Annotated in this window: 22 protein-coding genes, 2 tRNA genes and 2 rRNA genes (1 of these 26 running past the window's edge); 12 read left to right on the top strand and 14 right to left on the bottom strand. The window is 39.9% G+C overall.

Annotated features, from left to right (window positions below; translation table 11 throughout):
* Positions 1-36: 36 nt before the first annotated feature.
* From QFZ87_RS02435 to QFZ87_RS02425, 3 genes are read right to left on the bottom strand one after another with little or no spacing between them, the layout of a single operon-like run.
* On the bottom strand, positions 37-2,028 hold the full coding sequence (locus QFZ87_RS02435; RefSeq protein ID WP_309857237.1) for a molybdopterin-dependent oxidoreductase: 1,992 nt from the start codon (positions 2,026-2,028) through the stop codon (positions 37-39).
* Positions 2,029-2,075: 47 nt separating this feature from the next.
* The gene (locus QFZ87_RS02430; protein WP_309857234.1) at positions 2,076-2,273 is read right to left on the bottom strand and encodes a DUF951 domain-containing protein; all 198 of its coding nucleotides are present in this window, start codon (positions 2,271-2,273) and stop codon (positions 2,076-2,078) included.
* Positions 2,274-2,288: 15 nt separating this feature from the next.
* On the bottom strand, positions 2,289-3,173 hold the full coding sequence (locus tag QFZ87_RS02425) for a mechanosensitive ion channel family protein (RefSeq protein ID WP_309857230.1): 885 nt from the start codon (positions 3,171-3,173) through the stop codon (positions 2,289-2,291).
* A gap of 159 nt (positions 3,174-3,332) precedes the next feature.
* Here QFZ87_RS02425 and yyaC point away from each other — a divergent pair, with 159 nt between their 5' ends.
* On the top strand, positions 3,333-3,947 hold the full coding sequence (yyaC, locus tag QFZ87_RS02420) for a spore protease YyaC (RefSeq protein WP_309857224.1): 615 nt from the start codon (positions 3,333-3,335) through the stop codon (positions 3,945-3,947).
* Positions 3,948-3,989: 42 nt separating this feature from the next.
* Here the strand turns inward: yyaC and QFZ87_RS02415 are convergent, their stop codons facing one another.
* The 11 genes from QFZ87_RS02415 to rpmH all read right to left on the bottom strand — a co-directional run bounded on the left by QFZ87_RS02415 (position 3,990) and on the right by rpmH (position 14,150).
* The gene (locus QFZ87_RS02415; RefSeq protein WP_309857221.1) at positions 3,990-4,706 is read right to left on the bottom strand and encodes a DUF554 domain-containing protein; all 717 of its coding nucleotides are present in this window, start codon (positions 4,704-4,706) and stop codon (positions 3,990-3,992) included.
* A gap of 109 nt (positions 4,707-4,815) precedes the next feature.
* Positions 4,816-5,670, bottom strand: a complete 855-nt coding sequence (locus tag QFZ87_RS02410) for a ParB/RepB/Spo0J family partition protein (protein ID WP_309857219.1) — start codon at positions 5,668-5,670, stop codon at positions 4,816-4,818.
* Entirely contained in the window at positions 5,663-6,424 is a 762-nt protein-coding gene (locus QFZ87_RS02405; RefSeq protein ID WP_309857217.1) for a ParA family protein, read from the bottom strand. Before QFZ87_RS02405 ends, QFZ87_RS02410 begins: the two co-directional genes overlap by 8 nt.
* A 256-nt stretch (positions 6,425-6,680) precedes the next feature.
* Complete coding sequence (noc, locus tag QFZ87_RS02400; protein WP_309857213.1) at positions 6,681-7,544, bottom strand: nucleoid occlusion protein; 864 nt, start codon at positions 7,542-7,544, stop codon at positions 6,681-6,683.
* 138 nt (positions 7,545-7,682) lie between these two features.
* Positions 7,683-8,399, bottom strand: coding sequence for a 16S rRNA (guanine(527)-N(7))-methyltransferase RsmG (rsmG, locus tag QFZ87_RS02395; RefSeq protein WP_309857210.1), 717 nt, complete (start codon positions 8,397-8,399; stop codon positions 7,683-7,685).
* Positions 8,400-8,458: 59 nt separating this feature from the next.
* Complete coding sequence (gene mnmG / locus QFZ87_RS02390; protein ID WP_309857207.1) at positions 8,459-10,345, bottom strand: tRNA uridine-5-carboxymethylaminomethyl(34) synthesis enzyme MnmG; 1,887 nt, start codon at positions 10,343-10,345, stop codon at positions 8,459-8,461.
* Between the two features lie 50 nt (positions 10,346-10,395).
* Positions 10,396-11,781, bottom strand: a complete 1,386-nt coding sequence (mnmE, locus tag QFZ87_RS02385; RefSeq protein WP_309857204.1) for a tRNA uridine-5-carboxymethylaminomethyl(34) synthesis GTPase MnmE — start codon at positions 11,779-11,781, stop codon at positions 10,396-10,398.
* Between the two features lie 249 nt (positions 11,782-12,030).
* Complete coding sequence (gene jag, locus QFZ87_RS02380; RefSeq protein WP_309857202.1) at positions 12,031-12,654, bottom strand: RNA-binding cell elongation regulator Jag/EloR; 624 nt, start codon at positions 12,652-12,654, stop codon at positions 12,031-12,033.
* Entirely contained in the window at positions 12,651-13,424 is a 774-nt protein-coding gene (gene spoIIIJ, locus QFZ87_RS02375; protein ID WP_396133889.1) for a YidC family membrane integrase SpoIIIJ, read from the bottom strand. Before spoIIIJ ends, jag begins: the two co-directional genes overlap by 4 nt.
* 58 nt (positions 13,425-13,482) lie before the next feature.
* Positions 13,483-13,824 carry a ribonuclease P protein component gene (gene rnpA / locus QFZ87_RS02370; RefSeq protein ID WP_309857199.1) on the bottom strand — a complete coding sequence of 114 codons (342 nt, stop codon included), beginning with the start codon at positions 13,822-13,824 and terminating at the stop codon, positions 13,483-13,485.
* Positions 13,825-14,015: 191 nt separating this feature from the next.
* Entirely contained in the window at positions 14,016-14,150 is a 135-nt protein-coding gene (gene rpmH, locus QFZ87_RS02365; RefSeq protein ID WP_024031040.1) for a 50S ribosomal protein L34, read from the bottom strand.
* 698 nt (positions 14,151-14,848) lie between these two features.
* Here rpmH and dnaA point away from each other — a divergent pair.
* The 11 genes from dnaA to QFZ87_RS02310 form a co-directional block, all read left to right on the top strand.
* Positions 14,849-16,195, top strand: coding sequence for a chromosomal replication initiator protein DnaA (dnaA, locus tag QFZ87_RS02360; RefSeq protein WP_309857196.1), 1,347 nt, complete (start codon positions 14,849-14,851; stop codon positions 16,193-16,195).
* Between the two features lie 207 nt (positions 16,196-16,402).
* On the top strand, positions 16,403-17,539 hold the full coding sequence (gene dnaN / locus QFZ87_RS02355; protein WP_309857192.1) for a DNA polymerase III subunit beta: 1,137 nt from the start codon (positions 16,403-16,405) through the stop codon (positions 17,537-17,539).
* A gap of 152 nt (positions 17,540-17,691) precedes the next feature.
* Positions 17,692-17,907, top strand: a complete 216-nt coding sequence (yaaA, locus tag QFZ87_RS02350; RefSeq protein WP_309857189.1) for a S4 domain-containing protein YaaA — start codon at positions 17,692-17,694, stop codon at positions 17,905-17,907.
* A gap of 17 nt (positions 17,908-17,924) precedes the next feature.
* Positions 17,925-19,043: a DNA replication/repair protein RecF gene (recF, locus tag QFZ87_RS02345; RefSeq protein WP_309857187.1), complete on the top strand. Its 1,119-nt coding sequence runs from the start codon at positions 17,925-17,927 to the stop codon at positions 19,041-19,043.
* A gap of 8 nt (positions 19,044-19,051) precedes the next feature.
* A complete protein-coding gene (gene remB / locus QFZ87_RS02340) occupies positions 19,052-19,300 on the top strand; it encodes an extracellular matrix regulator RemB (RefSeq protein ID WP_309857184.1) in 249 nt (82 codons plus the stop codon).
* 74 nt (positions 19,301-19,374) lie between these two features.
* The gene (gene gyrB, locus QFZ87_RS02335; protein ID WP_396133888.1) at positions 19,375-21,303 is read left to right on the top strand and encodes a DNA topoisomerase (ATP-hydrolyzing) subunit B; all 1,929 of its coding nucleotides are present in this window, start codon (positions 19,375-19,377) and stop codon (positions 21,301-21,303) included.
* 90 nt (positions 21,304-21,393) lie between these two features.
* Positions 21,394-23,916 (top strand): DNA gyrase subunit A, encoded by a 2,523-nt coding sequence (gene gyrA / locus QFZ87_RS02330; RefSeq protein ID WP_309857182.1) that lies wholly within the window; start codon positions 21,394-21,396, stop codon positions 23,914-23,916.
* 298 nt (positions 23,917-24,214) lie between these two features.
* A 16S ribosomal RNA gene (locus QFZ87_RS02325) occupies positions 24,215-25,752 on the top strand.
* Between the two features lie 106 nt (positions 25,753-25,858).
* A tRNA-Ile gene (locus QFZ87_RS02320) sits at positions 25,859-25,932 on the top strand.
* Between the two features lie 12 nt (positions 25,933-25,944).
* Positions 25,945-26,020, top strand: a tRNA-Ala gene (locus tag QFZ87_RS02315).
* A 107-nt stretch (positions 26,021-26,127) separates the two neighbouring features.
* A 23S ribosomal RNA gene (locus tag QFZ87_RS02310) occupies positions 26,128-26,935 on the top strand (it continues 2,128 nt past the right edge of the window).
* Together the 16S and 23S rRNA genes with 2 tRNA genes alongside form the textbook arrangement of a ribosomal RNA operon.

Genomic DNA, 26,935 nt, shown 5'->3' with positions numbered 1-26,935 from the left:
GACAAGGATGAAAAAACTGCTACCCAAAGGCAGCAGTTAGTTCACTTTTTCAATATTTACCAGGCAATCATATAATGTGCTTCCTAGACCATTATCCGATTTCCTGTTAGAGGTTAGTTTATTTACCGATCCGCCGAATTCTTTCCAAATTCCCTCATCAATATTAATTGTATTTGGATGTGCCGCTGCTAAGACTGAAATAAAACCTCTTACTTCTCCTCGCTTATTCCATACCCTGACTAAATCGCCGTTTTGCAGTTTTTTCTGTTCTGCGATATTGGATGCAATCTCTACTTTTACCTTTGGCTTAGAAGGGAGGAGGTGGTAGTTTTGCGAATGATTCGAGCGTAAAGGATGAATCGTTAACAAATGGTACGGATAGTGTTCGGCAAGCTTTGGATTTTTCCATTTCGATTCCTCTGGAACAGCTAGATTTAAAGAACCACCTAGCAACGAGGTAAATTCAAACTTTCCTGTTGGCGTTTGAAAACGATAGTCCTGCCAAGGAATTTTATCAACAGGTAATTCCAATGTTTGCTGTTCCTTTAATTGCTCAAGCGTAACACCTTTTTGCTCTAAGGATTGGAAGGTCATCTTCAGCCATTCTTCTCTTGAAAAATCAAAGTCTTCTCCGAATCCTAAGCGTCTCGCTAATTCTGTCCAAATCCATAAGTCAGACTTTGCCTCACCAGGAGAAGAGACCAGCTTAGGACCATAATTAACATAATGATGATACATGGAGGAATAATAAATATCCTCTTCCTCAAAAGCAGTGGTGGTTGGAAAAACATAATCCGCTAGTCTTGCAGTGTCCGTCATAAACTGTTCAATCACCACAAGTGTGTCAACTGAAGAAAATGCTTTCTCCACCACATTAGTGTCTGGAACCTGGTTAATAGGGTTCCCGCATGTTACGATAATCATTTTAATTTCCGGGTCAACTGCCGCAAGTACCTCTTCCGCTTGCTTCATGATTGAAAATTGCCGATGATTTTGTTTGCGAGTAGGAAGGGTTAACTCATCGAACACAAAGCTTTGACCTACCTGCAGATTTGCATAATTGGCACCGCCGCCAGCAACTCCTATATTCCCACTAATTGCCACAAGGGCATCGATGAACCGAATGGTATTTCCGCCGTTTGTATATCTTTGCAAACCTAAACCCATATAAGTAGCAGTTGGCTTATCAGCGTAAATTTGAGCTAATTGCGTGATTACCTCAAAGGATACTTCCGTCATTTCACTCAATTGTTCCATTGTGACTTCTTCTAGGAGTGCGGCTAAGTCTGAAAACCCATGTGTATATTGTTCGATAAACTGTCGGTCTTCCAATCCTAAGCGGAGCATTTCTTTAATAATTGCAGCTGCTAATAATCCGTCCATCCCTGGTTTTACTGAAATATACTGATCGGCTATTTTTGCCGTTGCATTATAGAGGGGATCAATAACGTAAATTTTAGCCCCTTTTTTCTTCACTTCTAAAAGCTTTTCATAAAAGTGCATGTTTGTTCTAGCGACATTTCTTCCCCAAATAATGATATGTTTGCTGTTAGTAATGTCCTCAGGTTCGTGGCTATACGCACTTCCAAAATCCCATTTTTGCGCTTCAATACCTGCCCCCCAACAAAGAGAGCCGTATAGTTCGGTTACCCCGCCAAAACAATTAAAAAAGCGTTGATCCAGGTTTTTTAATATCCCATTATTCGCGTAATCATGACTATGCAAAACAGCTGTTGAGCCGTACTTCTCTTTGATTCCCTTTAATTTTGCAGAAACTTCGTCAAGGGCCTGCTCCCAGGAGATCTGCTCAAATTGTCCATTGATCTTCTTTAAGGGGTGCAATAGCCTTTGGGGTGAGTTCGTTCTTGTTTCGAGCATCCTGCCTCGTCCACAAATTTTTCCCTTTGTAATTGGATGGGATGGATCGCCTTCCACTTTCACTACCTTATCGTTTTCTACTGATACGTTAAAGCCACAGCTATCCCAACAATTTAAAGGACAGGCTGCCTTTCGAATCTCCTTCAACATCTCCACCCCCAACTTTCTGTTCTATATCTAAAAAAAGAAGCACGGGTTTACCCCTCATGCTTCACTAAAATCTTTTTCATTTTCCTTCCAAACTCTTTTCTTGGGATCAACACGCTATGCCCGCAGCCTTCACATTTAATCCTGATGTCCATTCCGAGACGGATGATTTTCCAGCGGTTTGTTCCACAAGGATGTTGCTTTTTCATTTCAACGACATCATTTAAGGCAAATTCTTTTTCTTCCATCGAACTTCCCCTCCTTTACACCCCAGGTTCTTTCGTCACTCCAGAATCCTTTGAGTACATGACCATACGCGGATATGGTATTTCAATTCCGTGCTCATCTAGGTGTAGTTTAATATCTTTACGAATTTTCCTTGAAACTGCTGTATGCTGCATTGGCAATGTTTCAGCTACAATCCTGACGATTACCTCTGAAGGTCCAAAGTTTTGAATCCCTAAATAATCTGGTGTTTTCACTAACTCCTCATATTTCTCTGGCATTGTTTCAAGTAATTCTCGAATAACCCTCTCAGCTTTATCTATATCCTCTTCATAAGCAATCCCGACATCTATAATTGCAAGGCTGTTATTAAGGGAAAAATTTGTTACCTCCATTATACTACCATTAGGTAAAATATGGACCTCACCTGTCCAGCTTTTTAATTTAGTTGTTCGTAAACCAATTGTTTGGACATTACCTTCGAATTGTCCAAGACGGACATGGTCACCAACTGAAAACTGATCTTCAAAAATAATGAAGAAGCCAGAAATCACATCTTTCACCAAGTTCTGAGCACCAAAACCAACGGCTAAGCCGACAACTCCTGCTCCTGCAATCAGTGCTTTCACATCAATTCCAAGTACTGAAAGAATCATCATGGCAGCAATAAAATAAATAACGTAGGAAAGGATGTTATCGAGAAGCTTGGAAAGAGTCTCTTCTCGTCGTACCGAGGTAGTCAACGGGGAGAGATTTCTAATTTTAAATACATTGTGTATGGCTACTTTCCCAATCCGAATTAAGATGTTGGAGATAACAATAATGGCAATAATTTTTAGAAAGCCTTCACCCATGTTTAACCATGTGTCTTCGTTCTGAAATTTATCAACTACTTTTTGGATTCCTTTTTCAGTAATACTCATTCACACACCATCCTTACAACCATAATACCTCATCTATTTTAACAATTTTTCTAGTTAGATAATAGCATTGTGATTTTTCTTTTTCTTCCTTGTTATGTATAGAATCCCTAAATTTTCCGTATAATAGTAAAACTATTCAAAATTTAGGGAGTGGGCCGAGTGAATCTGAAAACAAACCTTTTTGACAGGAGGGCCAAAGCACGCATTAGTCACGATGACCTTCACGCTGCTGAACATTTAGCGGAAGAGTTAATTGATCATATTCCTAGTGTAACCCAACGCCCAATTGTTTTTATTTGTATTGGAACAGACCGCTCTACAGGCGATTCATTAGGACCACTTGTCGGAACACTACTGGAAGAGAAGAATCTCAAAGCTTTTCATGTGTATGGCACATTAGATGACCCGATTCATGCGGTGAATTTAGCTGAAAAGTTGAAAGAAATTCAAGCAAAATATGTTGATCCTTATATTATTGGTATAGATGCATGTTTAGGCCGAATTAAGAATGTCGGTGTGATCCAAGTTGGTACAGGACCAGTCAAGCCCGGTGCAGGTGTGAATAAGGACCTTCCGGCTGTGGGGGATATACATATCACGGGTATTGTGAATGTCAGCGGATTTATGGAGTTTTTTGTACTACAGAATACACGATTAAATTTAGTCATGAAGATGGCTAAAACGATTGCAAATGGCATTTACCAGGCAAGCCTGCTTTACCCAAAGAAAAACTGGACGGAATTAAATTGGGTAGAAGAGGAGAGGACTAATTAAAAGAGCAACCGGCACGTACCGATTGCTCTTTTATAATTCCATTTACTGGAAAAATTGATGATAATTATACATAATCGTCACAATGATCCCAACTATGAAAATCCCGGGCAACAAATTAGCCACTTTAATCTTTGTCATGCCTGTTAGATTCAAGCCGATGGCAAAGATCATGATTCCGCCTGTAGCCGTCATTTCAACAATAAATTGATCCATTAGTGCCTGTGGAACGAAACGATCAATTTGAGTTGCAAATAAGGCAATCAACCCTTCATACAGCATGACTGGAACAGCAGAGAAGATCACGCCAATTCCTAGAGTAGTCGTTAGGATTAGTGCGGTAAATCCGTCAATCAATGATTTCATATACAATACATCATGATCACCCCGAATTCCGCTATCAAGTGCGCCAAGGATCGCCATTGCTCCAATGACAAAGATGAGAGTGGCAGTAACAAATCCTTCGGAAATGCTTCCTTTTCCGTTTGATCCAACCTTTGATTCAAGCCATTGTCCCAGATCATTTAATTTATCTTCTAATTTTAAAAGTTCTCCAGTTACAGCTCCAACGACTAAGCTGATAATAACGATTAAGAAGTTTTCACTCTTTAAGCCCATCTGAAGGCCAAGCACCATCACGGACATTCCGATTGCATACATGACCGTTACTTTCATTCCTTCAGGGATTCGGTTTAATGCTTTTCCAAGAAGTGTTCCGATAATAATTAACAGTCCATTCACCAACGTGCCTAATAAAAACATGATGTTTACCCCTTTTTTCGCCTCTCGAAATAATATTAGTATTAAACTATCACTTTTCTGCTAGATTGAAAAGAATTTTCTCAAAAAAATAAACCATCCAAGAGATGGTTTACAAGGACTCTTCTCGATCTAGCATTTCTAGGATTCGCTCGAGGTCCTCTTGTGAGAAAAATTCAATTTCAATTTTTCCTTTATTCTTGTTCTGTTTAATGTTCACAGTGGTTCCAAAGCGTTCACGAAGAACATGCTCGCGTTCCTGTAAAAAGACATCTTTTTTCTTTTCTGGCTTTTTTGTTTCACGTGAAACATTATCATTTAGTTGTTGAATTAATTTTTCTAACTGACGGACATTTAATCCTTCCTGGATGACCTTTTCAACGACAGCGGGTAATTTTGCCTTTTGCCTAAGCCCCAACAAGGCACGTCCATGTCCCATTGTGATTTTCTCAGCTGAAATTAATTCCTGAATCTTTTGCGGAAGAGAAAGGAGGCGTATATGGTTCGCGATATGTGGTCGGCTTTTTCCTAAACGCTTAGCTACCTCTTCTTGCGTCAGCTTTAGCTTTTCCATTAACGTTTGGTAGGCTTGGCCTTCTTCAATTGGGTTTAAATCTTCCCTCTGTAAATTTTCCAACACCGCTAATTCCATCATTTGTTGCTCAGATAATTCACGAACAACAGCTGGAACAGTTTCCAGTTTTGCTTCCCTTGCAGCACGAAAACGTCGTTCCCCTACAACAATTTCATAGCCTCTAATACTCTTTCTAACGACTAGAGGCTGTAAGATTCCATGCTCGATGATCGAATCTCTTAATTCATCGATGGCTTCTTGGTGGAAGGTTTTTCGGGGTTGGTAAGGGTTGGGACGCAGTTCTTTCAGCTTAATTTCTTGGACTGCTTCTTCCTTTCCAGGTTCAACATTCGCAAAAAATGCATTCAGGCCTTTTCCTAAACCTTTAGCCATTCGATACCACTTCCTTTGCTAAATCTAAATACACTTCCGCTCCACGGGATTTTGAATCATAAGTAATGATTGGTTCCCCGTGACTTGGAGCCTCACTTAGACGCACATTTCTTGGAATAATGGTTTTATAGACTTTATCTTGGAAATATTTTTTAACTTCTTCAATGACTTGAATCCCGAGATTCGTTCTTGCATCAAGCATTGTTAGTAAGACACCTTCAATTTTTAAATCCTGATTTAAATGCTTTTGCACCAGTCTAACAGTATTTAATAATTGACTCAGTCCTTCTAACGCATAATACTCACATTGAACAGGGATGATCACCGCATCAGATGCTGTTAATGCATTAAGAGTTAATAATCCTAAGGATGGAGGACAATCAATAATAATATAATCGAACTGATCTTTTACCTCTCCAAGTGCACGTTTTAAACGCACTTCTCTTGAAATAGTAGGAACCAATTCAATTTCGGCCCCTGCTAATTGAATTGTTGCTGGTATAGCATATAAATTATCAACGGATGTTGGCTTTATAACATCCTTTGCTTCTACATCATCTACTAACACATCATAAATACACTGTTCTACTTCTGCCTTTTCAATTCCAACCCCACTTGTTGCGTTGCCTTGCGGGTCTATGTCTACCAATAAGACACGGTTCCCTATGTATGCTAAGCAGGCTCCTAGGTTGACGCTTGTTGTCGTTTTACCGACTCCGCCTTTTTGATTTGCGATTGCAAGGATTTTGCCCACGTTGTCACCTACCTTAATTCTTAAAAAATTTTAAACTCACATTCTATCAAAAGTTAATTATTATTAATTATCTAACATATGTTTAGGAATGTAAAATTCCATTCCTTTATTTTATCATGAAATGATTTCGTTGTTATTTATTTTCTAAAAATATTCCAATGTATAATTAGGGTATTTTTTCCATTTGTTCAATTAAGTTATTCATAAAAAAGAACCAAACAACGTTCATGTCTGGTTCCTTAATAAACGTATTCTATTATTTTTTCTTTGGAATGCGGATGGTGAATTGGTAGAATTCGTCGAATTCTTCTTCTTCGGCATCTAAGTTGATTCCACTATCTGTTACCATTGATAACGATTGGCGAATCGTATTGACCGCTATTCTCATATCTTTACTAAAAGCCTTTCGCTTCGGCTTCGGCTTTTCATTTTTTTGTTCCAGCATCCTGACAACGCGTTCTTCTGTTTGCTTCACATTAAAATTCTTTTCAATCACTTCTGCCAATAGCATAACTTGTTTTTCTGGATCTTTTAATGGAATAAGTGCACGAGCATGCCGTTCGGTAATTATTTTATTTAATAACGCCTCTTGAACAGGTTGTGGTAATTTAAGAAGACGCAGCTTATTAGCGACTGTTGATTGTCCTTTACCCAGTCGCTGTGCTAATGCCTCTTGTGTCAAATTATGGAGCTCAAGCAGCTTTCCATATGCAATCGCTTCTTCAATAGGCGATAATTCTTCACGCTGTAAATTCTCTATCAGTGCAACAGAAGCCGTTTCAGTATCCGATAGATTTTTTACAATTGCAGGGGCTTCAGCCCAGCCAAGCTTTTTCATCGCACGCCAACGGCGCTCCCCGGCAATAATTTCAAATCTATCGATATCAAACTCCCTGACGACAATAGGTTGAATGATACCATGTATATGAATGGTTCTTGATAGCTCTTCAATTTTGTCTTCATCGAACACCGTTCGAGGCTGGAACCGATTTGCTACGATCTGATTAATCGGTATTTTCCTTATTTCCTCGTTTCGTTCGATATCTATTTCCTGCTCAAGCTCAACCTCTTGTTCTCCCTTATCGCCGAGGCCAAAAAAGCGTGTAAACGAATGCTTCATCCCCAACACCACCTTTACGAAACTCCCTATTACTTATTCTCTATACAAATAATTTCTTCCTGCCTAGGATACCATTTTTATAGGAAAATTGTTAGCTTAACAAAATAACTTTACCTCGCGCCTTCCACTCTAATCAACCTATTCTATCGGCGATTTCCCTGGTGTTCCTGGCTTCCGAGGATATTTCTTTGGCGTTTGTTTTTCCTTTTTAATGATTAAAATATTTCGTTCACTCTCTTCGAGTGGAAGCGTAAAGGTGAACACCTTTTCCACCTTTCCACCAAGAGTAGTGATGGCCTTTTGGCCTGTTCCTAATTCATCCTGGGCATGGGCTGCCTTCATAGCAATAAATGTTCCTCCAACTTTTACCAGCGGCAGGCAAAGTTCACTTAAAACGGACATTCTGGCAACCGCTCTAGCTGTAACCACATCAAAGGCTTCCCGATAACTTGGATTTACCCCGAAGGTTTCCGCACGATCATGAACAAAATGAACGTTATCTAATTTTAGAACGGTAGCAAGATGATTTAAAAATGAAATTCGTTTATTCAAGGAATCAACAATGGTTACCTCAATATGAGGATATACAATTTTTAACGGGATACTTGGAAATCCTGCACCTGCTCCAACATCACATAGATGAAAGGGCTTGGTAAAATCAAAATAAAAGGATGCAGCAATGGAATCATAAAAATGTTTTAGATACACTTCATGCTTTTCCGTTATTGCTGTTAAATTCATTTTTTCATTCCACTCGACAAGGGTTTCAAAATAGGTCTGAAACTGGTCAAGCTGCTTATCTGTAAGGGTAATTCCCTTTTCCTCCAGGCTTGCCTTAAATTGTTCGATATCCATAGACCATCTTCCTCACTAACTGTTCAGCCCCAGCATCATATGCTGGGAACTGTTTAAAATTATTCATGAACTTTCGCAATACGGCCTTGCTCCAAATAAACGAGGAGAATTGAAATATCAGCTGGATTAACGCCAGAAATACGGGATGCTTGAGCAATTGATAACGGTTTGATTTGCTTAAGTTTTTGTTTGGCTTCTGTTGCTAAACTGTTAATCGCATCATAATCAATATTTTCAGGGATTTTCTTATTTTCCATTTTCTTTAAGCGTTCGACCTGCTGAAGTGATTTTTCAATATAGCCTTCATACTTAATTTGAATCTCTACTTGCTCTTTGACTTCATTGTCTAATTCAATCTCACTCTTCGTCAGCTGTTCGACTAATTCATACGTCATTTCTGGTCTTTTTAGCAGATCCGCTGCATGAATTCCGTCCTTAAGTTCACTGCCACCTACGCTTCGAATAACTGCCTGGACTTCTGCAGATGGTTTAAGAATGATGGACTGTAATCGTTCCTTTTCCGCTTCGATTGCTGCCCTTTTTGTTAAAAATGCATCATATCGCTCATCACGAATAAGACCGATTCTATGACCAATTTCAGTCAATCTTAAATCTGCATTATCATGACGTAATAATAAGCGATATTCTGCTCTAGAAGTCAACAAACGATAGGGCTCGTTTGTCCCTTTTGTGATCAAATCGTCAATTAACACACCAATATACGCATCTGATCGACTTAAAACTAATTCTTCTCGCTCTAATGCCTTAAGACCCGCATTAATACCGGCCATTAACCCTTGGCCAGCCGCTTCCTCATAACCCGATGTTCCATTGATTTGTCCAGCCGTATATAAATTTTTAACAACTTTAGTTTCTAATGTCGGCCATAGTTGTGTAGGAACAATGGCATCATACTCAATGGCATAACCCGCTCTCATCATTTGAGACTCTTCTAATCCTGGAATTGTTTTAAGAATTCGATGCTGTACATCTTCAGGCAAGGAGGTCGATAAACCTTGAACATATACTTCCTTCGTATTTCTTCCTTCTGGCTCAAGGAAAATCTGATGACGAGGCTTGTCATTAAATCGGACAACCTTATCTTCAATCGAAGGACAGTATCTTGGACCTGTCCCCTTAATCATTCCAGAGAACATTGGGGAACGGTGTAAATTATCATCAATTAATTGATGTGTTCGATCGTTTGTATAGGTCAACCAACATGGCAGCTGATCGGTAATAAATTTTGTCGTCTCGTACGAAAATGCCCTTGGCTCTTCATCTCCCGGCTGTATTTCCGTTTTACTATAATCAATCGTATTACCATCTACTCGAGGTGGTGTACCTGTCTTAAAACGGACAAGTTCAAAACCAAGTTCTTCTAAATGCTCTGATAGCTTAATGGATGGTTGTTGATTATTCGGACCGCTCGAATACTTTAATTCACCAAGGATAATTTCCCCGCGAAGATAGGTTCCAGTTGTGATAACAACTGTTTTTGCAGAATAAGTGGCCCCTGTTTTTGTGATGACCCCTTTAACCATTCCATCTTCCACAATTAACTTTTCAACCATACCTTGTAGTAACGTTAAGTTCGGTTCTTCTTCAAGTGTTTTCTTCATTTCATGCTGGTAATCAAATTTATCCGCTTGTGCTCTGAGTGCACGGACTGCTGGCCCTTTTCCCGTGTTTAACATCCGCATTTGGATGTAGGTTTTATCAATATTCTTGGCCATTTCTCCACCTAGTGCATCGATTTCCCGCACAACAATCCCCTTTGCCGGCCCTCCAACAGAAGGATTACATGGCATAAAGGCAACCATATCTAAATTAATAGTGATCATTAATGTTTTTGCACCAAGTCTGGCAGAGGCAAGTCCAGCCTCACAGCCAGCATGTCCAGCACCTACGACTATGACGTCATACTTTCCTGCTTCGTATTGCATGTTGTTCCTCCTTTTCCGTCAAAACGGAAACCTGCTTTCTTTCGACAATCTTACTTCCCAAGGCAGAACTGTGAAAATAATTGGTCAATGAGGCTTTCATGGACACTTTCACCAGTAATTTCTCCAAGTAATTCCCATGACCTTGTTAAATCTATTTGAACGATATCAATTGGAGTACCTGTTTCTACTCCTTCAATTGCTTCTTCAATCGCATGTAGACTTTGGTTTAATAGCGCTATATGTCGGGTGTTTGAAACATACGTCATGTCACCTGATTCAATGGAACCAGCAAAGAACAATGAAGCTATTGCTTCCTCCAATTCATCGACACCATGGTCTTCCAGTAAGGAGGTCGTCACCATTTTATGACCTTCCGCAAGCTGAGTTACTCTATCCATATCAATTTCTTGTGGGAGGTCTGTTTTATTAATAATGACAATGACATCCATTCCCTTAACAACCTCAAAAAGGTTTTCATCCTCTACGCTCAGTTTGTCAGAGTAATTCAAGACAAGCAAAATCAAATCAGCTTCTTTTAAAACCTGACGGGAGCGCTCCACACCAATTCGTTCGACAATGTCCTCTGTTTCCCTAATTCCTGCTGTATCAAGTAGTCTTAACGGTACACCTCGAACATTCACATATTCCTCAATCACATCACGAGTGGTACCGGGAATATCTGTAACAATGGCTTTATTTTCATGTACTAGGCTATTCAGTAGGGAGGACTTCCCAACATTAGGCCGTCCTACGATAACGGTAGATAAACCTTCTCGTAAAATTTTCCCTTGCTGCGATGTTTGTAGAATCTTTTTAATTTCCTCCCGTACAAAGGCCGCTTTTTCTAACAGCATATGATGGGTCATTTCCTCTACATCGTCATATTCGGGATAATCAATATTCACTTCAACATGAGCAAGAATTTCTAAAATTTCCTGTCGGAGTCTCCGAATAAGATTTGAAAGGCGCCCTTCCATTTGACCAAGAGCTACATTCATGGCCCGGTCTGTTTTTGCCCTAATTAAATCCATTACGGCTTCTGCCTGTGATAAATCAATCCGTCCATTTAAAAAGGCTCTCTTTGTAAATTCTCCTGGTTCGGCTAATCTAGCCCCATGATTCAACACATGCTGCAGTACTCGATTGACGGATACAATTCCGCCATGACAGTTAATTTCAACAACATCCTCTTTCGTAAAAGTTTTCGGTCCCTTCATCACTGAAACCATTACCTCTTCTACAACTTGGCCGTCTTTAGGGTCAATCAGGTGCCCATAGTGAATGGTATGGGATGGCATCTCTACAAGTCTTTTCCCGCCAACACCTCTAAAAAGCTTATCTGCTATTTGAATCGCATCATCACCGCTCAGCCGTACAATTGCAATGGCACCCTCTCCCATTGGCGTTGATATCGCTGCAATCGTATCAAACTCCATGATCTTCACCTCACATAAAAAATTTATCTATATAACAATCGGAAATTTTTTCTCAAATTATTAGAATACCACATGAATCCTCGTTAACAAAGCAATCAAATTATCCACAACCGAAAAATATCTATTTATTATTTTAACTTATCCACATGTGAATAACAATAAAACGAAAACGCAAAGTTAGTTATCAACACTTTAAAAATTCCCACAAAAAAAAGACATCCTAGTAATAGGACGTCTTTAACGAGACAATTACCTTCTAACTGGAGTAATCACCACAAAACGATGTGGTTCAGATCCATCAGAAGAGGTTTTTACACGTTTGTTTTCCGACAAAGCGGTATGAATGACTTTACGCTCATAGGAAGGCATGGGTTCTAAGGTAACTTCTTTTCCTGTTTTCACTGCCTTTTGTGCTAAACGATGGGATAATTGAATCAGTGTTTCACTTCTTCTATTTCGGTAATCTTCAGCATCGAGAATTACATTTAAATATTGGTTGGAAAAGCGATTAATCACAAGCTGAGTCAAATATTGCAATGAATTTAAAGTTTGACCTCTTTTTCCAATTAATAATGCAATTTTTTCTCCAGTCATCACAAGAGTAACCTGTTTGCCCTCACGTTTGATTTCTATTTTAGCAGGTGCCCCCATTTGTTCACTCACTTGGGACAGAAATTTCGTTGCTTCTTCGATTGGATCAATGATTACCGTTACCTTCACTATTGCTGGACGTGAACCAAAAATACCGAAAATCCCTTTTTTACCTTCGTCAATAATGTCAACATCTGTGCGGTCTTTGGTGGTATTTAATTGAGCTAAAGCTGATTTTACTGCTTCTTCGACAGTTTGTCCTGTAGCAGTTACCTGTTTCACTTTTTTGCTCCTCCCACATTACCGGTGGCGTTTGCCCTTAAATCCGGTCCTTTAATAAAATAGGTTTGAACAATCATAAAAATGTTACCAACAACCCAATACAATGAAAGTGCTGCTGGAAAACTAAATGCAAAGAAAACAATCATGATCGGCATCATCCAAAGCATCATTGCCATTTGCGGATTGTGCTCTTGGCCAGCCATCATCAATTTTTGCTGAATAAAAGTGGTAATACCAGCAATTATCGGCAAAATATAATAAGGATCCTTTTCTCCAAGATCAAACCATAAGAAATTATCTGAAGCAATTTCTCTTGTTCTTGAAATGGCATGATAAAAACCAATTAAAATTGGCATTTGAACAATTAGTGGAAAACAGCCGGCCATTGGATTGACACCGTGTTTTGAAAATAGCGCCATTGTTTCTTGCTGCAATTTTTGCTGTGTCTTTTGATCTTTCGAACTATATTTCTCACGAAGGGCCTTCATTTCTGGCTGGAGAGCCTGCATCGCTTTTGAGCTTTTCGTCTGCTTAATCATTAATGGCAGAATAGCTAGTCGAATAACAATAGTTACGACTATTAGCGAAAGACCATAGCTTCCTCCTAGTAAATGTGCTCCTTCTTTAATTAACCAGGATAGTGGATAGACAATATATTCATTCCAAAAACCAGTACTTTCAGAAGTAATCGGCTTTTTGATTTCACTACATCCGGTTAAAAATACAAAGACAAAACCCATACCGAACAAAAGTAATATTCGTTTCTTCAACCAAATTTTCCTCCTTGCCAATATATAAATTTTTTTATGTATTTTTATGGATAGTTTATCATTTTTTAAGCACTTTTCCCACCTTAAGGACATGGGTTAAGCTTTTTTTCACTTCAAAAAAATCCATATCAGCAGTAGGCTTCCTCGCAATAATGACATAGTCATTTCCAGCTGCTAGCTGATCATTTAGTTCAAAGATAGCTTGTCTTACATACCGTTTGATTCTATTTCTAGTAACAGCATTTCCAATCTTTTTACTTACTGACAAACCAATGCGGAAGTAGTCCTGATCTGCTTTTTGTAGAGAGTAGACAACAAATTGCCTATTGGCAAATGACTGCCCTTTTTGAAAGGCAGCTTGGAACTCTTTATTTTTCTTTACTCGAAATTCTTTTTTCATCAATAAACACCTTCAGTCTCAGATTGGCTCAGGTAAGATATATCAATTTCTACTATAACCATTCGTAGTATTCAAATATGCTCTATTTCTAAGCCGAAAAGGACTTTTTTTGTAAATCGGCGAATTTTCTAATCAAGGGGAAGATTTCTTCCCCCTTTAATTAGAAAAAAGACCACTGACTCTTCAGTGGTCTATGCTGATAATACTTTTCTTCCTTTTTGACGACGACGAGCTAGAACCTTACGTCCGTTAGCTGAGCTCATACGACTGCGGAAACCGTGAACTTTACTATGTTTACGACTATTTGGTTGATATGTTCTTTTCATTATATGACACCTCCCTGAGGAATAGCTGACAATTTTAAACGACAGTCTAACTTATTATAAAGAGGTCAACACAAAATTGTCAACCACTCTCCAACTATTGTTTCCCATTTCCAATTTTTTTCGAACATGAATTATCGATTTTCCAGAAACTATAATTAAGAAAAGTGACGCACACTAGACAAAGTGAATAGTTTTAACCCTTAAATTTACTTGTGGATATTATTTCGACATTTTTTTCATTATCCACACAACATATTGACAGGTTTTGCACAAATTATCTACTTGTGGACAAATTTTGTGCACATGATGTTCTAGTTGTGGATAAACTACGAAAAGGCATTGCGCCACATGCAATTATTTGATATTATATTTGTGTTTTCACTCTGAATAACTTTATCCCCAAAATTAATTATCCACAATTTGTGGATAACATGTGGATAGTTTATCCAAGCACTATGTAAAAACTTGTCCACAAGGGGTGGATATTGTCGAAACTCCACATTTATTCCTTATTATATGTTTTCCACAACCAGTGTTTCGTATATTTATAAATTAATAGGTTGTACAACTTGTATAACCTGTGTTTTTTAACGGAACTTTAGTCAAGTAGATTACAAAAGTACAAGCGGTGATTTACAAAATATGAGCCGCTGGAGCTGGACAATAAAGAAAAAAAGACGATTAAGGAGGGATACTAGTTGGAAAATATTGCGGATCTTTGGAATGCTGCACTAGCCAATATTGAGAAAAAGATAAGCAAGCCTAGCTTTGACACCTGGCTTAAGTCAACAAAGGCCCATTCCCTTCAAGGCAATTTGCTTATTATAACGGCACCCAATGAATTTGCGCGTGATTGGCTGGAAGAGCGTTATTCTCAGTTAATCTCTGGTATTCTCTATGAAATTACTGGAGAAGAGCTATCAGTAAAGTTTATAATTCCGCAAAACCAGAATGAAGCAGATACAGATGTGCAATTACCGCCAAAAAAGGTGAAAAAAGAGGATGATCACGGTGATTTTCCTCAAGGTATTCTAAATCAAAAATATACATTTGATACATTCGTTATCGGTTCTGGTAACCGTTTTGCCCATGCAGCATCACTTGCGGTAGCTGAGGCGCCAGCAAAAGCCTATAATCCGCTATTTATTTATGGGGGCGTAGGATTAGGAAAAACCCATTTAATGCACGCAATTGGCCATTATGTTTTAGATCATAACCCTTCAGCGAAAGTCGTTTATTTATCATCAGAAAAATTTACAAATGAATTCATTAACTCGATTCGTGACAATAAAGCAGAGAATTTTCGCAATAAATATCGAAATGTAGATATTTTACTTATAGATGATATTCAGTTTTTAGCGGGAAAAGAATCAACCCAAGAAGAATTTTTCCATACATTTAATGCATTGCATGAAGAAAGTAAGCAAATTATTATCTCCAGTGACCGGCCGCCAAGAGAGATTCCGACACTAGAGGATCGTTTACGTTCCCGTTTTGAATGGGGCTTAATTACAGATATTACTCCGCCTGATTTAGAAACAAGGATTGCCATTCTTCGTAAGAAAGCAAAAGCGGAAGGATTAGATATTCCTAATGAGGTCATGCTCTATATTGCCAACCAAATTGATTCAAACATTCGTGAATTAGAGGGAGCATTGATTCGAGTAGTTGCCTATTCATCCTTAATTAACAAGGATATAAATGCAGATTTAGCTGCAGAGGCATTAAAAGATATCATTCCAAGCTCTAAACCTAAAGTGATTACGATTCTTGAAATTCAACGGGTCGTTGGTGAGCACTATAGTATTAAACTAGAGGACTTTAAAGCGAAGAAACGGACCAAATCTGTTGCATTTCCTAGGCAAATTGCCATGTATTTATCCCGCGAATTAACAGACTACTCCTTGCCAAAAATAGGAGAAGAATTTGGTGGACGCGATCACACAACTGTTATTCATGCACATGAAAAAATCTCAAAGCTGCTTCAGACAGATGCACAATTGCAAAAGCAAATGAAGGAATTAAATGATTTATTGAAAGTGTAATTTTTTTTTTGCATTTTCTATTTAATAATGTGAATAACTTCTTACCTGTTGTACACAGTCTGTCCACATGTGGATAGGCTGTGTTTCCATTGAAAAATGTCAGTTATCCACATACTAACAGGCCCTACTAGTACTTCTACTATTTTTTAAAAAAATAATATTATATGTTACAGCTAAAAAAAATATGCCTAAACGGAGGATTCTGATATGAAATTTATAATCCAACGAGACCGCCTTGTTCAAAGTGTTCAAGATGTTATGAAGGCTGTCACAACAAGGACAACCATTCCAATCTTGACCGGGATTAAGATTACTGCGACTACTGAAGGAGTAACGTTAACAGGTAGTGATTCTGATATTTCGATTGAATCGTTTATTCCAAAAGAAGATGCTGGAGATGAAATTGTTGAAATTAAACAAGTAGGATCGATTGTTCTACAAGCCAAGTTTTTTAGCGAAATTGTTAAAAAGCTGCCTACAGACTCAGTTGAAATTGAGGTACTTGGTTCACTTCAAACCGTTATTCGATCTGGAAAATCAGAATTTAACTTAAATGGTTTAGATGCAGAGGAATACCCTCACCTTCCACAAATTGAGGAAAATAATAAGTTTCATATTGCTACCGATCTTCTAAAAGCGATGATTAGACAAACTCATTTTGCAGTGTCCACCTCAGAAACACGCCCCATCTTGACAGGTGTAAACTGGAAGATCGAAAATGAGGAACTAATCTGTATTGCAACAGATAGTCATCGTCTGGCATTAAGAAAAGCAAAAATCGAAACGGAGAATAACGATAGCTATAATGTTGTTATTCCAGGCAAGAGCTTAAATGAATTAAGTAAAATTATTGATGACTCCAATGAACTAATAGACATTGTTATTACAGAAAATCAAATATTATTTAAAGCAAAGCATTTACTATTCTTTTCAAGATTGTTAGAAGGAAATTATCCTGATACGTCTAGATTGATTCCAAATGAAAGTAAGACCGATGTAACGGTTAACACGAAGGAATTCCTTCAAGCGATTGATCGTGCTTCTCTATTAGCGCGAGAAGGAAGGAATAATGTGGTTAAGTTCTCTACGATTGAGGATGGAATCATTGAAGTTTCTTCCAATACTCCTGAAATAGGAAAAGTTGTAGAAGAAATTCAAAGCTCATCCATTGAGGGAGAAGATTTAAAAATCTCTTTTAGCGCGAAATATATGATGGATGCATTAAAAGCACTTGAAGGAACTGATATCAAAGTAAGCTTCACAGGAGCCATGCGCCCATTCTTAATTCGGCCTCTACACGACGAAAGCATCTTGCAATTGATCCTACCTGTAAGAACATACTAAACAATAAAAAACTACAGATTGCCGCCAATTAAATGGCGGCTTTCTTTACTTATAAAAAGTAAAATGATTTCTTTTTTTGGTTTTCTTTGTATCCTGATGATTTTTTTAGTAAAATAAAGTATTGAGACCATTTTAGAAATGAGGGTGACAACATGCCTGAAAAAGTAAAGCTGGACACAGAATTTATTACATTAGGTCAATTTTTGAAATTAGCTGATGTAATTCAAACGGGTGGAATGGCAAAATGGTTTTTGAGCGAACATGAAGTAATTATAAATGGTGAACAAGATCAAAGAAGAGGTAGAAAGCTTCGAGTAGGTGACAAAGTCCAAATTGCTGGCTTTGGGGAGTTTGTGGTTACCGACTAGCTAAAGGATGCGTTGCCATGTATATTGAAAAATTAGCCTTAAATAATTATCGAAACTATGAAGAGCTATTCGTCGAATTTGAAAATAAAGTAAATGTTATCTTAGGTGAGAATGCCCAAGGGAAAACAAATGTGATGGAATCCATCTACGTTCTCGCCATGGCAAAATCACACCGGACATCTAATGACAAAGAACTTATTCGCTGGGACCAAGAATATGCTAAAATAGAGGGACGGGTTCAAAAACAACATAGTTCTTTGCCTATGCAGCTAATTATTTCCAAAAAGGGAAAAAAGGCAAAGTGCAACCATATTGAACAGCAAAGGTTAAGTCAATATGTGGGCAATTTGAATGTGGTTATGTTTGCACCAGAAGACCTTAATATAGTTAAAGGTAGTCCACAGGTGCGAAGACGGTTTATTGATATGGAGATTGGACAGGTTTCGCCAATATATTTACATGATATGAGCCAATATCAAAAAATACTCCAACAACGCAATCATTATTTGAAAATGATGCAAATAAAGAAACAAACAGATCAAACCATGCTTGAAATTCTAACGGAACAATTCATCCAAATGGCAGTGAAAATTGTCACAAAGCGGTTTGAATTCCTCCGTTTACTTGAAAAATGGGCAAAACCAATCCATCAAGGGATTTCAAGAGGGTTAGAGAACCTGGAAATTACCTATAAGCCTTCGGTAGAGGTATTAGAAGAGCAAGATTTGTCGAAGATGATAGCATGCTTTGAAGAAAAATTCGCGAAGGTCAGAACGAGGGAGATTGAACGAGGCACTACCCTTTTTGGGCCTCATCGTGATGATTTATTATTTTTTGTGAACGGAAGAGATGTTCAGACATTTGGTTCACAGGGACAACAGCGAACAACGGCCCTTTCGGTAAAGCTTGCAGAAATCGAGTTAATCTATTCTGAAATTGGTGAGTACCCTATTTTACTGCTTGATGATGTTTTATCCGAATTAGATGATTACAGGCAATCCCATTTACTTAATACCATCCAGGGAAAGGTTCAAACATTTGTGACAACGACAAGTGTCGAAGGGATTGACCACCAAACCTTAAAGGAAGCTTCAACCTTTGTTGTTGAGGCTGGTGTGATAAGGAAAGTAAACTGAGGTGAACCATGTATATTCATATCGGGGAAGATCTTAATATTAGGGCTAAGGATATTATTTCTATTTTAGATAAAGAGAGTGCCAATCAATCGTCACTTGTCGAGGAATTCCTAGAGCACCATCAGGAAAAGGTGATTAATTTGTCTAAAAACCCTTATAAGTCAGTCATTATTACCCATGAAAAAGTATACCTATCCCCGATTGCCTCTGGAACTTTAAAGAAACGTTCAAACCAAATGAATATACATGAATTTTAATATAAACATTCTTTTATTGTTTTAAACAACGAAAATATAGATATATTTTTGTCAGAAGGTGCAGGTGAACTAGTATGACTATTGAACAAAACGCGGTTCAGGAACAAGCATATGGTGCGGATCAAATCCAAGTCCTTGAAGGCCTTGAAGCGGTTAGAAAAAGACCTGGTATGTATATTGGATCAACTAGTGGAAAGGGTCTTCATCATCTAGTATGGGAAATTGTTGATAACAGTATTGATGAAGCACTCGCTGGTTACTGTGATGAGATTAATGTCTTAATTGAAAAAGATAACAGTATTACTGTCAAGGATAATGGCCGTGGAATTCCGGTTGGTATTCAAGAAAAGATGGGCAGACCCGCAGTTGAAGTTATAATGACGGTACTCCATGCCGGCGGTAAATTTGGCGGCGGGGGTTATAAGGTTTCTGGGGGCCTTCATGGTGTTGGTGCTTCAGTTGTTAATGCCCTCTCTACTGAACTTGAGGTATATGTCCACCGTGATGGGAAAATTCACTCGATTAAATTTGAGCGAGGCGCAGTTGTTCAAGAACTAGAGGTTATTGGTACAACTGATCGAACGGGTACTATTACACACTTTAAACCCGATGGGGAGATTTTCACTGAAACATTAGTATATGAGTATGACATTCTCGCTACTCGTCTTCGTGAATTAGCCTTTTTAAACAAAGGAATTAAAATCACCATTGAAGATAAGCGTGTTGAAAATAAACAGAATGAATACTACTACGAAGGCGGAATTAAATCGTATGTCGAACATTTAAACCGCACGAAGGAAGTCATTCATGAAGAACCGATATATATTGACGGGGAACGCGATGGTATTAGTGTGGAAGTTGCCCTTCAGTATAACGAGGGCTACACTGATAGCATTTATTCTTTTGCCAATAATATTCACACCTATGAAGGTGGAACACATGAATCTGGATTTAAAACAGCCTTAACAAGAGTCATCAATGATTATGCAAGGAAAAACGGCCTAATCAAAGAGAATGATACGAACCTATCAGGGGAAGATGTCCGTGAAGGGTTAACAGCGATTGTTTCCATCAAACATCCTGATCCACAATTTGAGGGACAAACAAAGACGAAACTCGGTAATTCAGAGGTTAGGGCTATCACGGATACGGTCTTTGCCGGCCACTTTGAAAAATTCCTCTTAGAAAATCCAACGGTAGCGAAAAAAATCGTTGAAAAAGGTTTGATGGCGGCACGAGCCAGACTTGCAGCTAAGAAAGCTAGGGAATTAACACGCCGGAAAAGTGCTCTAGAAGTATCGAGCTTACCAGGTAAGCTTGCGGACTGCTCTTCAAAAGATCCCTCAGAGAGTGAAATATACATCGTTGAGGGTGATTCCGCGGGAGGTTCAGCGAAGCAAGGACGGGACCGACACTTCCAAGCAATTCTACCCCTAAGAGGTAAAATTCTTAATGTAGAAAAAGCACGTCTTGACAAGATTCTGTCTAACAACGAAGTAAGAGCAATGATTACAGCTATTGGAACCGGAATTGGCGAAGATTTCGATATTTCAAAAGCCCGTTATCATAAAGTTGTAATTATGACGGATGCTGACGTGGATGGTGCGCATATTCGGACACTTATCTTAACCTTCTTTTATCGTTATATGAGAAAGATTTTAGAAGCAGGGTATATCTACATTGCACAGCCACCTCTTTATAAGGTTCAGCAAGGGAAGCGCATAGAGTACGCTTATAATGATAAAGAACTTGATAAGATTTTCGCGGAGTTACCAGCAACACCAAAGCCGAATATTCAACGTTATAAAGGTTTGGGAGAGATGAATCCAGAACAATTATGGGAAACAACGATGGATCCATCTACTAGAACCATGCTTCAAGTGAGCCTTGAAGATGCGATAGAGGCAGACGAGACATTTGAAATGTTAATGGGCGATAAGGTAGAACCTCGTCGTAACTTCATTGAAGCAAATGCACAATATGTAAAGAATCTAGATATTTAACTAGATATAGATTAAGGGGTAGAGGGATGACCACTATCCTCCTTTTTCTTTTACCTAGCCCTTAGTGAGATCCAATAGGAGGTACAAATTATGGCTGAAACACCAAGTTCTCAAATAAAAGAGATTAATATAAGTCAGGAGATGAAATCTTCCTTTCTTGACTATGCGATGAGTGTTATTGTTTCTCGTGCCCTTCCGGATGTCCGTGATGGGTTAAAACCGGTTCATCGCCGTATTCTTTATGCTATGCATGATTTAGGAATGCATTCGGACAAACCATATAAAAAATCTGCTCGTATTGTTGGGGATGTAATCGGTAAGTATCACCCACATGGTGATTCTGCTGTTTATGAAACGATGGTACGTATGGCACAGGATTTCAACTATCGTTATATGCTCGTTGATGGGCATGGTAACTTTGGTTCTGTGGATGGTGACGCTGCAGCAGCTATGCGTTACACAGAATCAAGAATGTCTAAGATATCAATGGAATTATTAAGAGATATAAACAAAGATACTATTGATTATCAAGATAACTATGATGGTGAAGAAAAAGAACCGGTTGTTTTACCAGCTAGGTTTCCAAACCTATTAGTTAATGGAACAACTGGTATTGCGGTAGGTATGGCTACAAATATACCACCACATCAGCTTGGGGAAGTTATCGATGGAGTGTTAGCAATCAGTCAAGACCCTGAAATAACTACTCAGGAGTTAATGGAAATTATCCCTGGTCCTGATTTCCCAACAGGCGGAATGATTCTTGGCAGAAGCGGTATTCGTAAGGCTTACGAAACTGGCAGAGGCTCCATAACAATCCGAGCTAAAGTAGAAATTGAACAAAAGTCTAACGGTAAGGAAGTTATCATTGTAAATGAGCTGCCATATCAGGTGAATAAGGCGAGGTTAATCGAGAAAATTGCCGAATTAGCTCGTGATAAAAAAATTGAAGGCATCACCGATCTGCGAGATGAATCTGACCGTAGAGGAATGCGGATCGTCATTGAAGTACGGAAAGATGCCAATGCAAATGTCCTTTTAAATAATTTATATAAACAAACGGCACTTCAAACCAGCTTCGGAATTAACACGCTAGCACTTGTTGGTGGACAACCGAAGGTACTGAGCCTAAAGCAATGTCTGGTTCACTACCTGGATCATCAAAGAGTAGTCATTCGAAGAAGAATTGAATTTGAATTACGAAAAGCAGAAGCACGTGCCCATATTTTAGATGGCTTAAGAATTGCTTTAGACAATCTTGATGCAGTTATAAATTTAATTCGAAGTTCACAAACAACGGATATTGCACGTGAAGGTTTAATGACAACCTTTAATCTTTCTGAAAAGCAGGCACAAGCGATCCTTGATATGCGTCTACAACGTTTAACGGGATTAGAAAGAGAAAAGATTGAAGAAGAGTACCAAAACTTAGTAAAGCTAATTGCAGAATTAAAAGCAATTTTAGCGGATGAAGAAAAGATTCTTGAAATTATCCGTGAGGAATTAACTGAAATTAAAGAGCGCTTCAATGATAAGCGCCGTACCGAGATTGTAACAGGGGGACTTGAGAATATTGAGGATGAAGACTTAATCCCTCGTGAAAATATTGTCATTTCATTAACCCATAATGGTTATATCAAACGTCTACCTGTATCTACATATCGTGCCCAACGACGTGGTGGTCGTGGTATACAAGGCATGGGAACAAATGAAGATGATTTCGTTGAACATTTAATCACCACATCAACGCATGATACAATTCTTTTCTTTACCAACAAAGGGAAGGTATATCGATCAAAAGGGTACGAAATACCTGAATATAGCCGAACAGCTAAAGGAATTCCAATCATTAACTTGCTTGGAATCGAAAAAGGTGAATGGGTAAATGCGATTATTCCTATCGAGGAATTTGTCGATGATTGGTTCCTTTTCTTTACAACAAAAGAAGGGGTATCTAAACGATCCCCATTAACATCATTTGCTAATATCCGAAATAACGGACTCATTGCTTTGAGTTTACGTGAAGGCGATGAGCTAATATCTGTTCGGCTAACTGATGGCACCAAGCATATGATCATAGGAACGAAAAAGGGTATGTTAATTCACTTCCCTGAAACGGATGTTAGGTCGATGGGACGTACCGCAACAGGAGTAAAAGGGATTACTCTAGATTCTGATGATGAAGTTGTCGGAATGGAAGTTTTAGAAGAGAGTAATGATGTTCTTATTGTAACCAAGAAGGGTTATGGTAAACGTACACCTGCATCGGAATATCGTATCCAGGGAAGAGGCGGTAAAGGGATAAAAACCTGCCAGGTGACTGAGAAAAATGGTCCACTTGTCTCCATGAGAGCAGTGACAGGTGATGAAGATCTTATGCTTATCACAACTGGCGGTGTACTGATTCGAATGGATGTAGCTGGTATTTCTAAAATGGGTCGAAGCACGCAAGGTGTCAAACTTATTAGTATGAAAGAGAGCGATAACGAATTCGTTGCAACAGTAGCGAAGGTTGAGAAAGAAGAAGAATCACAAGAGGATGACAGTAATGATGTTGAAGGAAACTTGGTGGAAGAAAACCAAGATGTGAATCCTTCTGAGAGTGAAGAATAATAGAAAATGGGCTGACTCAAAAATCAATGAGTCGGCCTTTTTTTATTATTTATATATTGATACAAGATGGTCGAGCTGGTATAATACTTTAAGTCGACATGGCGTTTCTAATTTACGAATAGTAAAAAAGAAAAAAACGTTGACTTTAAATATTGTACATGGTATATTTATTGAGTCGCTTACGAGCGGTGAGGAAAATTTGTTCTTTGAAAACTAAACAAACAAAAACGTCAACAAACAAAAATATTTCGTTTCTATATTGAAACGAAGCCAACGTAACAAAATGAGCTAATCAACTTTCTTGGAGAGTTTGATCCTGGCTCAGGACGAACGCTGGCGGCGTGCCTAATACATGCAAGTCGAGCGAACCACTTCGGTGGTTAGCGGCGGACGGGTGAGTAACACGTGGGCAACCTGCCTGTGAGACTGGGATAACTTCGGGAAACCGGAGCTAATACCGGATAATCCTTTTTCTCTCATGAGGAAAAGCTGAAAGACGGTTTCGGCTGTCACTTACAGATGGGCCCGCGGCGCATTAGCTAGTTGGTGAGGTAACGGCTCACCAAGGCGACGATGCGTAGCCGACCTGAGAGGGTGATCGGCCACACTGGGACTGAGACACGGCCCAGACTCCTACGGGAGGCAGCAGTAGGGAATCTTCCACAATGGACGAAAGTCTGATGGAGCAACGCCGCGTGAGCGATGAAGGCCTTCGGGTCGTAAAGCTCTGTTGTTAGGGAAGAACAAGTACCGGAGTAACTGCTGGTACCTTGACGGTACCTAACCAGAAAGCCACGGCTAACTACGTGCCAGCAGCCGCGGTAATACGTAGGTGGCAAGCGTTGTCCGGAATTATTGGGCGTAAAGCGCGCGCAGGCGGTCCTTTAAGTCTGATGTGAAAGCCCACGGCTCAACCGTGGAGGGTCATTGGAAACTGGGGGACTTGAGTACAGAAGAGGAAAGCGGAATTCCACGTGTAGCGGTGAAATGCGTAGAGATGTGGAGGAACACCAGTGGCGAAGGCGGCTTTCTGGTCTGTAACTGACGCTGAGGCGCGAAAGCGTGGGGAGCAAACAGGATTAGATACCCTGGTAGTCCACGCCGTAAACGATGAGTGCTAAGTGTTAGGGGGTTTCCGCCCCTTAGTGCTGCAGCTAACGCATTAAGCACTCCGCCTGGGGAGTACGGCCGCAAGGCTGAAACTCAAAGGAATTGACGGGGGCCCGCACAAGCGGTGGAGCATGTGGTTTAATTCGAAGCAACGCGAAGAACCTTACCAGGTCTTGACATCCTCTGACACTCCTAGAGATAGGACGTTCCCCTTCGGGGGACAGAGTGACAGGTGGTGCATGGTTGTCGTCAGCTCGTGTCGTGAGATGTTGGGTTAAGTCCCGCAACGAGCGCAACCCTTGATCTTAGTTGCCAGCATTTAGTTGGGCACTCTAAGGTGACTGCCGGTGACAAACCGGAGGAAGGTGGGGATGACGTCAAATCATCATGCCCCTTATGACCTGGGCTACACACGTGCTACAATGGATGGTACAAAGGGTTGCAAGACCGCGAGGTTTAGCCAATCCCATAAAACCATTCTCAGTTCGGATTGTAGGCTGCAACTCGCCTACATGAAGCCGGAATCGCTAGTAATCGCGGATCAGCATGCCGCGGTGAATACGTTCCCGGGCCTTGTACACACCGCCCGTCACACCACGAGAGTTTGTAACACCCGAAGTCGGTGGGGTAACCGTAAGGAGCCAGCCGCCTAAGGTGGGACAGATGATTGGGGTGAAGTCGTAACAAGGTAGCCGTATCGGAAGGTGCGGCTGGATCACCTCCTTTCTAAGGATATAAGCTGGACTTAGTGAGCCAGACAAAAAAGTTTGTTTGATTGTTTTTGTTTGCTTAGTTTTGAGAGTGCAAATTCTCAATTAAATATTCGTAGTGGGGGCCTATAGCTCAGCTGGTTAGAGCGCACGCCTGATAAGCGTGAGGTCGATGGTTCGAGTCCATTTAGGCCCACTTTCCTTCTACGGGGCTTTAGCTCAGCTGGGAGAGCGCCTGCCTTGCACGCAGGAGGTCAGCGGTTCGATCCCGCTAAGCTCCACCAAAATTGTTCTTTGAAAACTAGATAATCGTAATGAAGAAGTTAAGTAACACATCGAGTAATCGCCATTTTAGTTTTCTCTCTATTGATTTAGAGAAATAAACCTTTTAGGTTAAGTTAGAAAGGGCGCACGGTGAATGCCTTGGCACTAGGAGCCGATGAAGGACGGGACTAACACCGATATGCTTCGGGGAGCTGTAAGTAAGCTTTGATCCGGAGATTTCCGAATGGGGGAACCCACTGTTCGTAATGGAACAGTATCTTTACCTGAATACATAGGGTATTGAAGGCATACCCGGGGAACTGAAACATCTAAGTACCCGGAGGAAGAGAAAGCAAACGCGATTCCCTGAGTAGCGGCGAGCGAAACGGGACATAGCCCAAACCAAGAGGCTTGCCTCTTGGGGTTGTAGGACACTCAACATGGAGTTACAAAGGAACGGGGTAGATGAAGCGGCCTGGAAAGGCCCGTCAGAGAAGGTAAAAACCCTGTAGTCGAAACTTCGTTCCCTCCTGAGTGGATCCTGAGTACGGCCGGACACGTGAAATCCGGTCGGAAGCAGGGAGGACCATCTCCCAAGGCTAAATACTCCCTAGTGACCGATAGTGAACCAGTACCGTGAGGGAAAGGTGAAAAGCACCCCGGAAGGGGAGTGAAATAGTTCCTGAAACCGTGTGCCTACAAGTAGTTAGAGCCCGTTAATGGGTGATAGCGTGCCTTTTGTAGAATGAACCGGCGAGTTACGATCCCATGCAAGGTTAAGTTGAAGAGACGGAGCCGCAGCGAAAGCGAGTCTGAATAGGGCGTTTGAGTATGTGGTCGTAGACCCGAAACCAGGTGATCTACCCATGTCCAGGGTGAAGTCCAGGTAACACTGGATGGAGGCCCGAACCCACGCACGTTGAAAAGTGCGGGGA

Origin of the sequence: Bacillus sp. SLBN-46 (assembly GCF_031453555.1) — a bacterium.
GTDB lineage: Bacteria > Bacillota > Bacilli > Bacillales > Cytobacillaceae > Neobacillus.
This window is presented reverse-complemented; position numbering and strand designations above follow the sequence as displayed.

Bases quoted from the DNA above. Each gene is read 5' to 3' on its own strand.
- dnaN (WP_309857192.1), top strand. From the start codon at position 16,403: ATGAAATTTATAATCCAACGAGACCGCCTTGTTCAAAGTGTTCAAGAT.
- gyrA (WP_309857182.1), top strand. From the start codon at position 21,394: ATGGCTGAAACACCAAGTTCTCAAATAAAAGAGATTAATATAAGTCAG.
- gyrB (WP_396133888.1), top strand. From the start codon at position 19,375: ATGACTATTGAACAAAACGCGGTTCAGGAACAAGCATATGGTGCGGAT.
- rpmH (WP_024031040.1), bottom strand. From the start codon at position 14,150: ATGAAAAGAACATATCAACCAAATAGTCGTAAACATAGTAAAGTTCAC.
- mnmG (WP_309857207.1), bottom strand. From the start codon at position 10,345: ATGCAATACGAAGCAGGAAAGTATGACGTCATAGTCGTAGGTGCTGGA.
- QFZ87_RS02415 (WP_309857221.1), bottom strand. From the start codon at position 4,706: ATGTTTTTATTAGGCACGTTGGTGAATGGACTGTTAATTATTATCGGA.
- noc (WP_309857213.1), bottom strand. From the start codon at position 7,544: ATGAAGCATTCGTTTACACGCTTTTTTGGCCTCGGCGATAAGGGAGAA.
- QFZ87_RS02435 (WP_309857237.1), bottom strand. From the start codon at position 2,028: ATGTTGAAGGAGATTCGAAAGGCAGCCTGTCCTTTAAATTGTTGGGAT.
- rsmG (WP_309857210.1), bottom strand. From the start codon at position 8,399: ATGGATATCGAACAATTTAAGGCAAGCCTGGAGGAAAAGGGAATTACC.
- QFZ87_RS02425 (WP_309857230.1), bottom strand. From the start codon at position 3,173: ATGAGTATTACTGAAAAAGGAATCCAAAAAGTAGTTGATAAATTTCAG.
- QFZ87_RS02410 (WP_309857219.1), bottom strand. From the start codon at position 5,670: ATGGCTAAAGGTTTAGGAAAAGGCCTGAATGCATTTTTTGCGAATGTT.
- rnpA (WP_309857199.1), bottom strand. From the start codon at position 13,824: ATGAAAAAAGAATTTCGAGTAAAGAAAAATAAAGAGTTCCAAGCTGCC.
- recF (WP_309857187.1), top strand. From the start codon at position 17,925: ATGTATATTGAAAAATTAGCCTTAAATAATTATCGAAACTATGAAGAG.
- yaaA (WP_309857189.1), top strand. From the start codon at position 17,692: ATGCCTGAAAAAGTAAAGCTGGACACAGAATTTATTACATTAGGTCAA.
- QFZ87_RS02430 (WP_309857234.1), bottom strand. From the start codon at position 2,273: ATGGAAGAAAAAGAATTTGCCTTAAATGATGTCGTTGAAATGAAAAAG.
- mnmE (WP_309857204.1), bottom strand. From the start codon at position 11,781: ATGGAGTTTGATACGATTGCAGCGATATCAACGCCAATGGGAGAGGGT.
- remB (WP_309857184.1), top strand. From the start codon at position 19,052: ATGTATATTCATATCGGGGAAGATCTTAATATTAGGGCTAAGGATATT.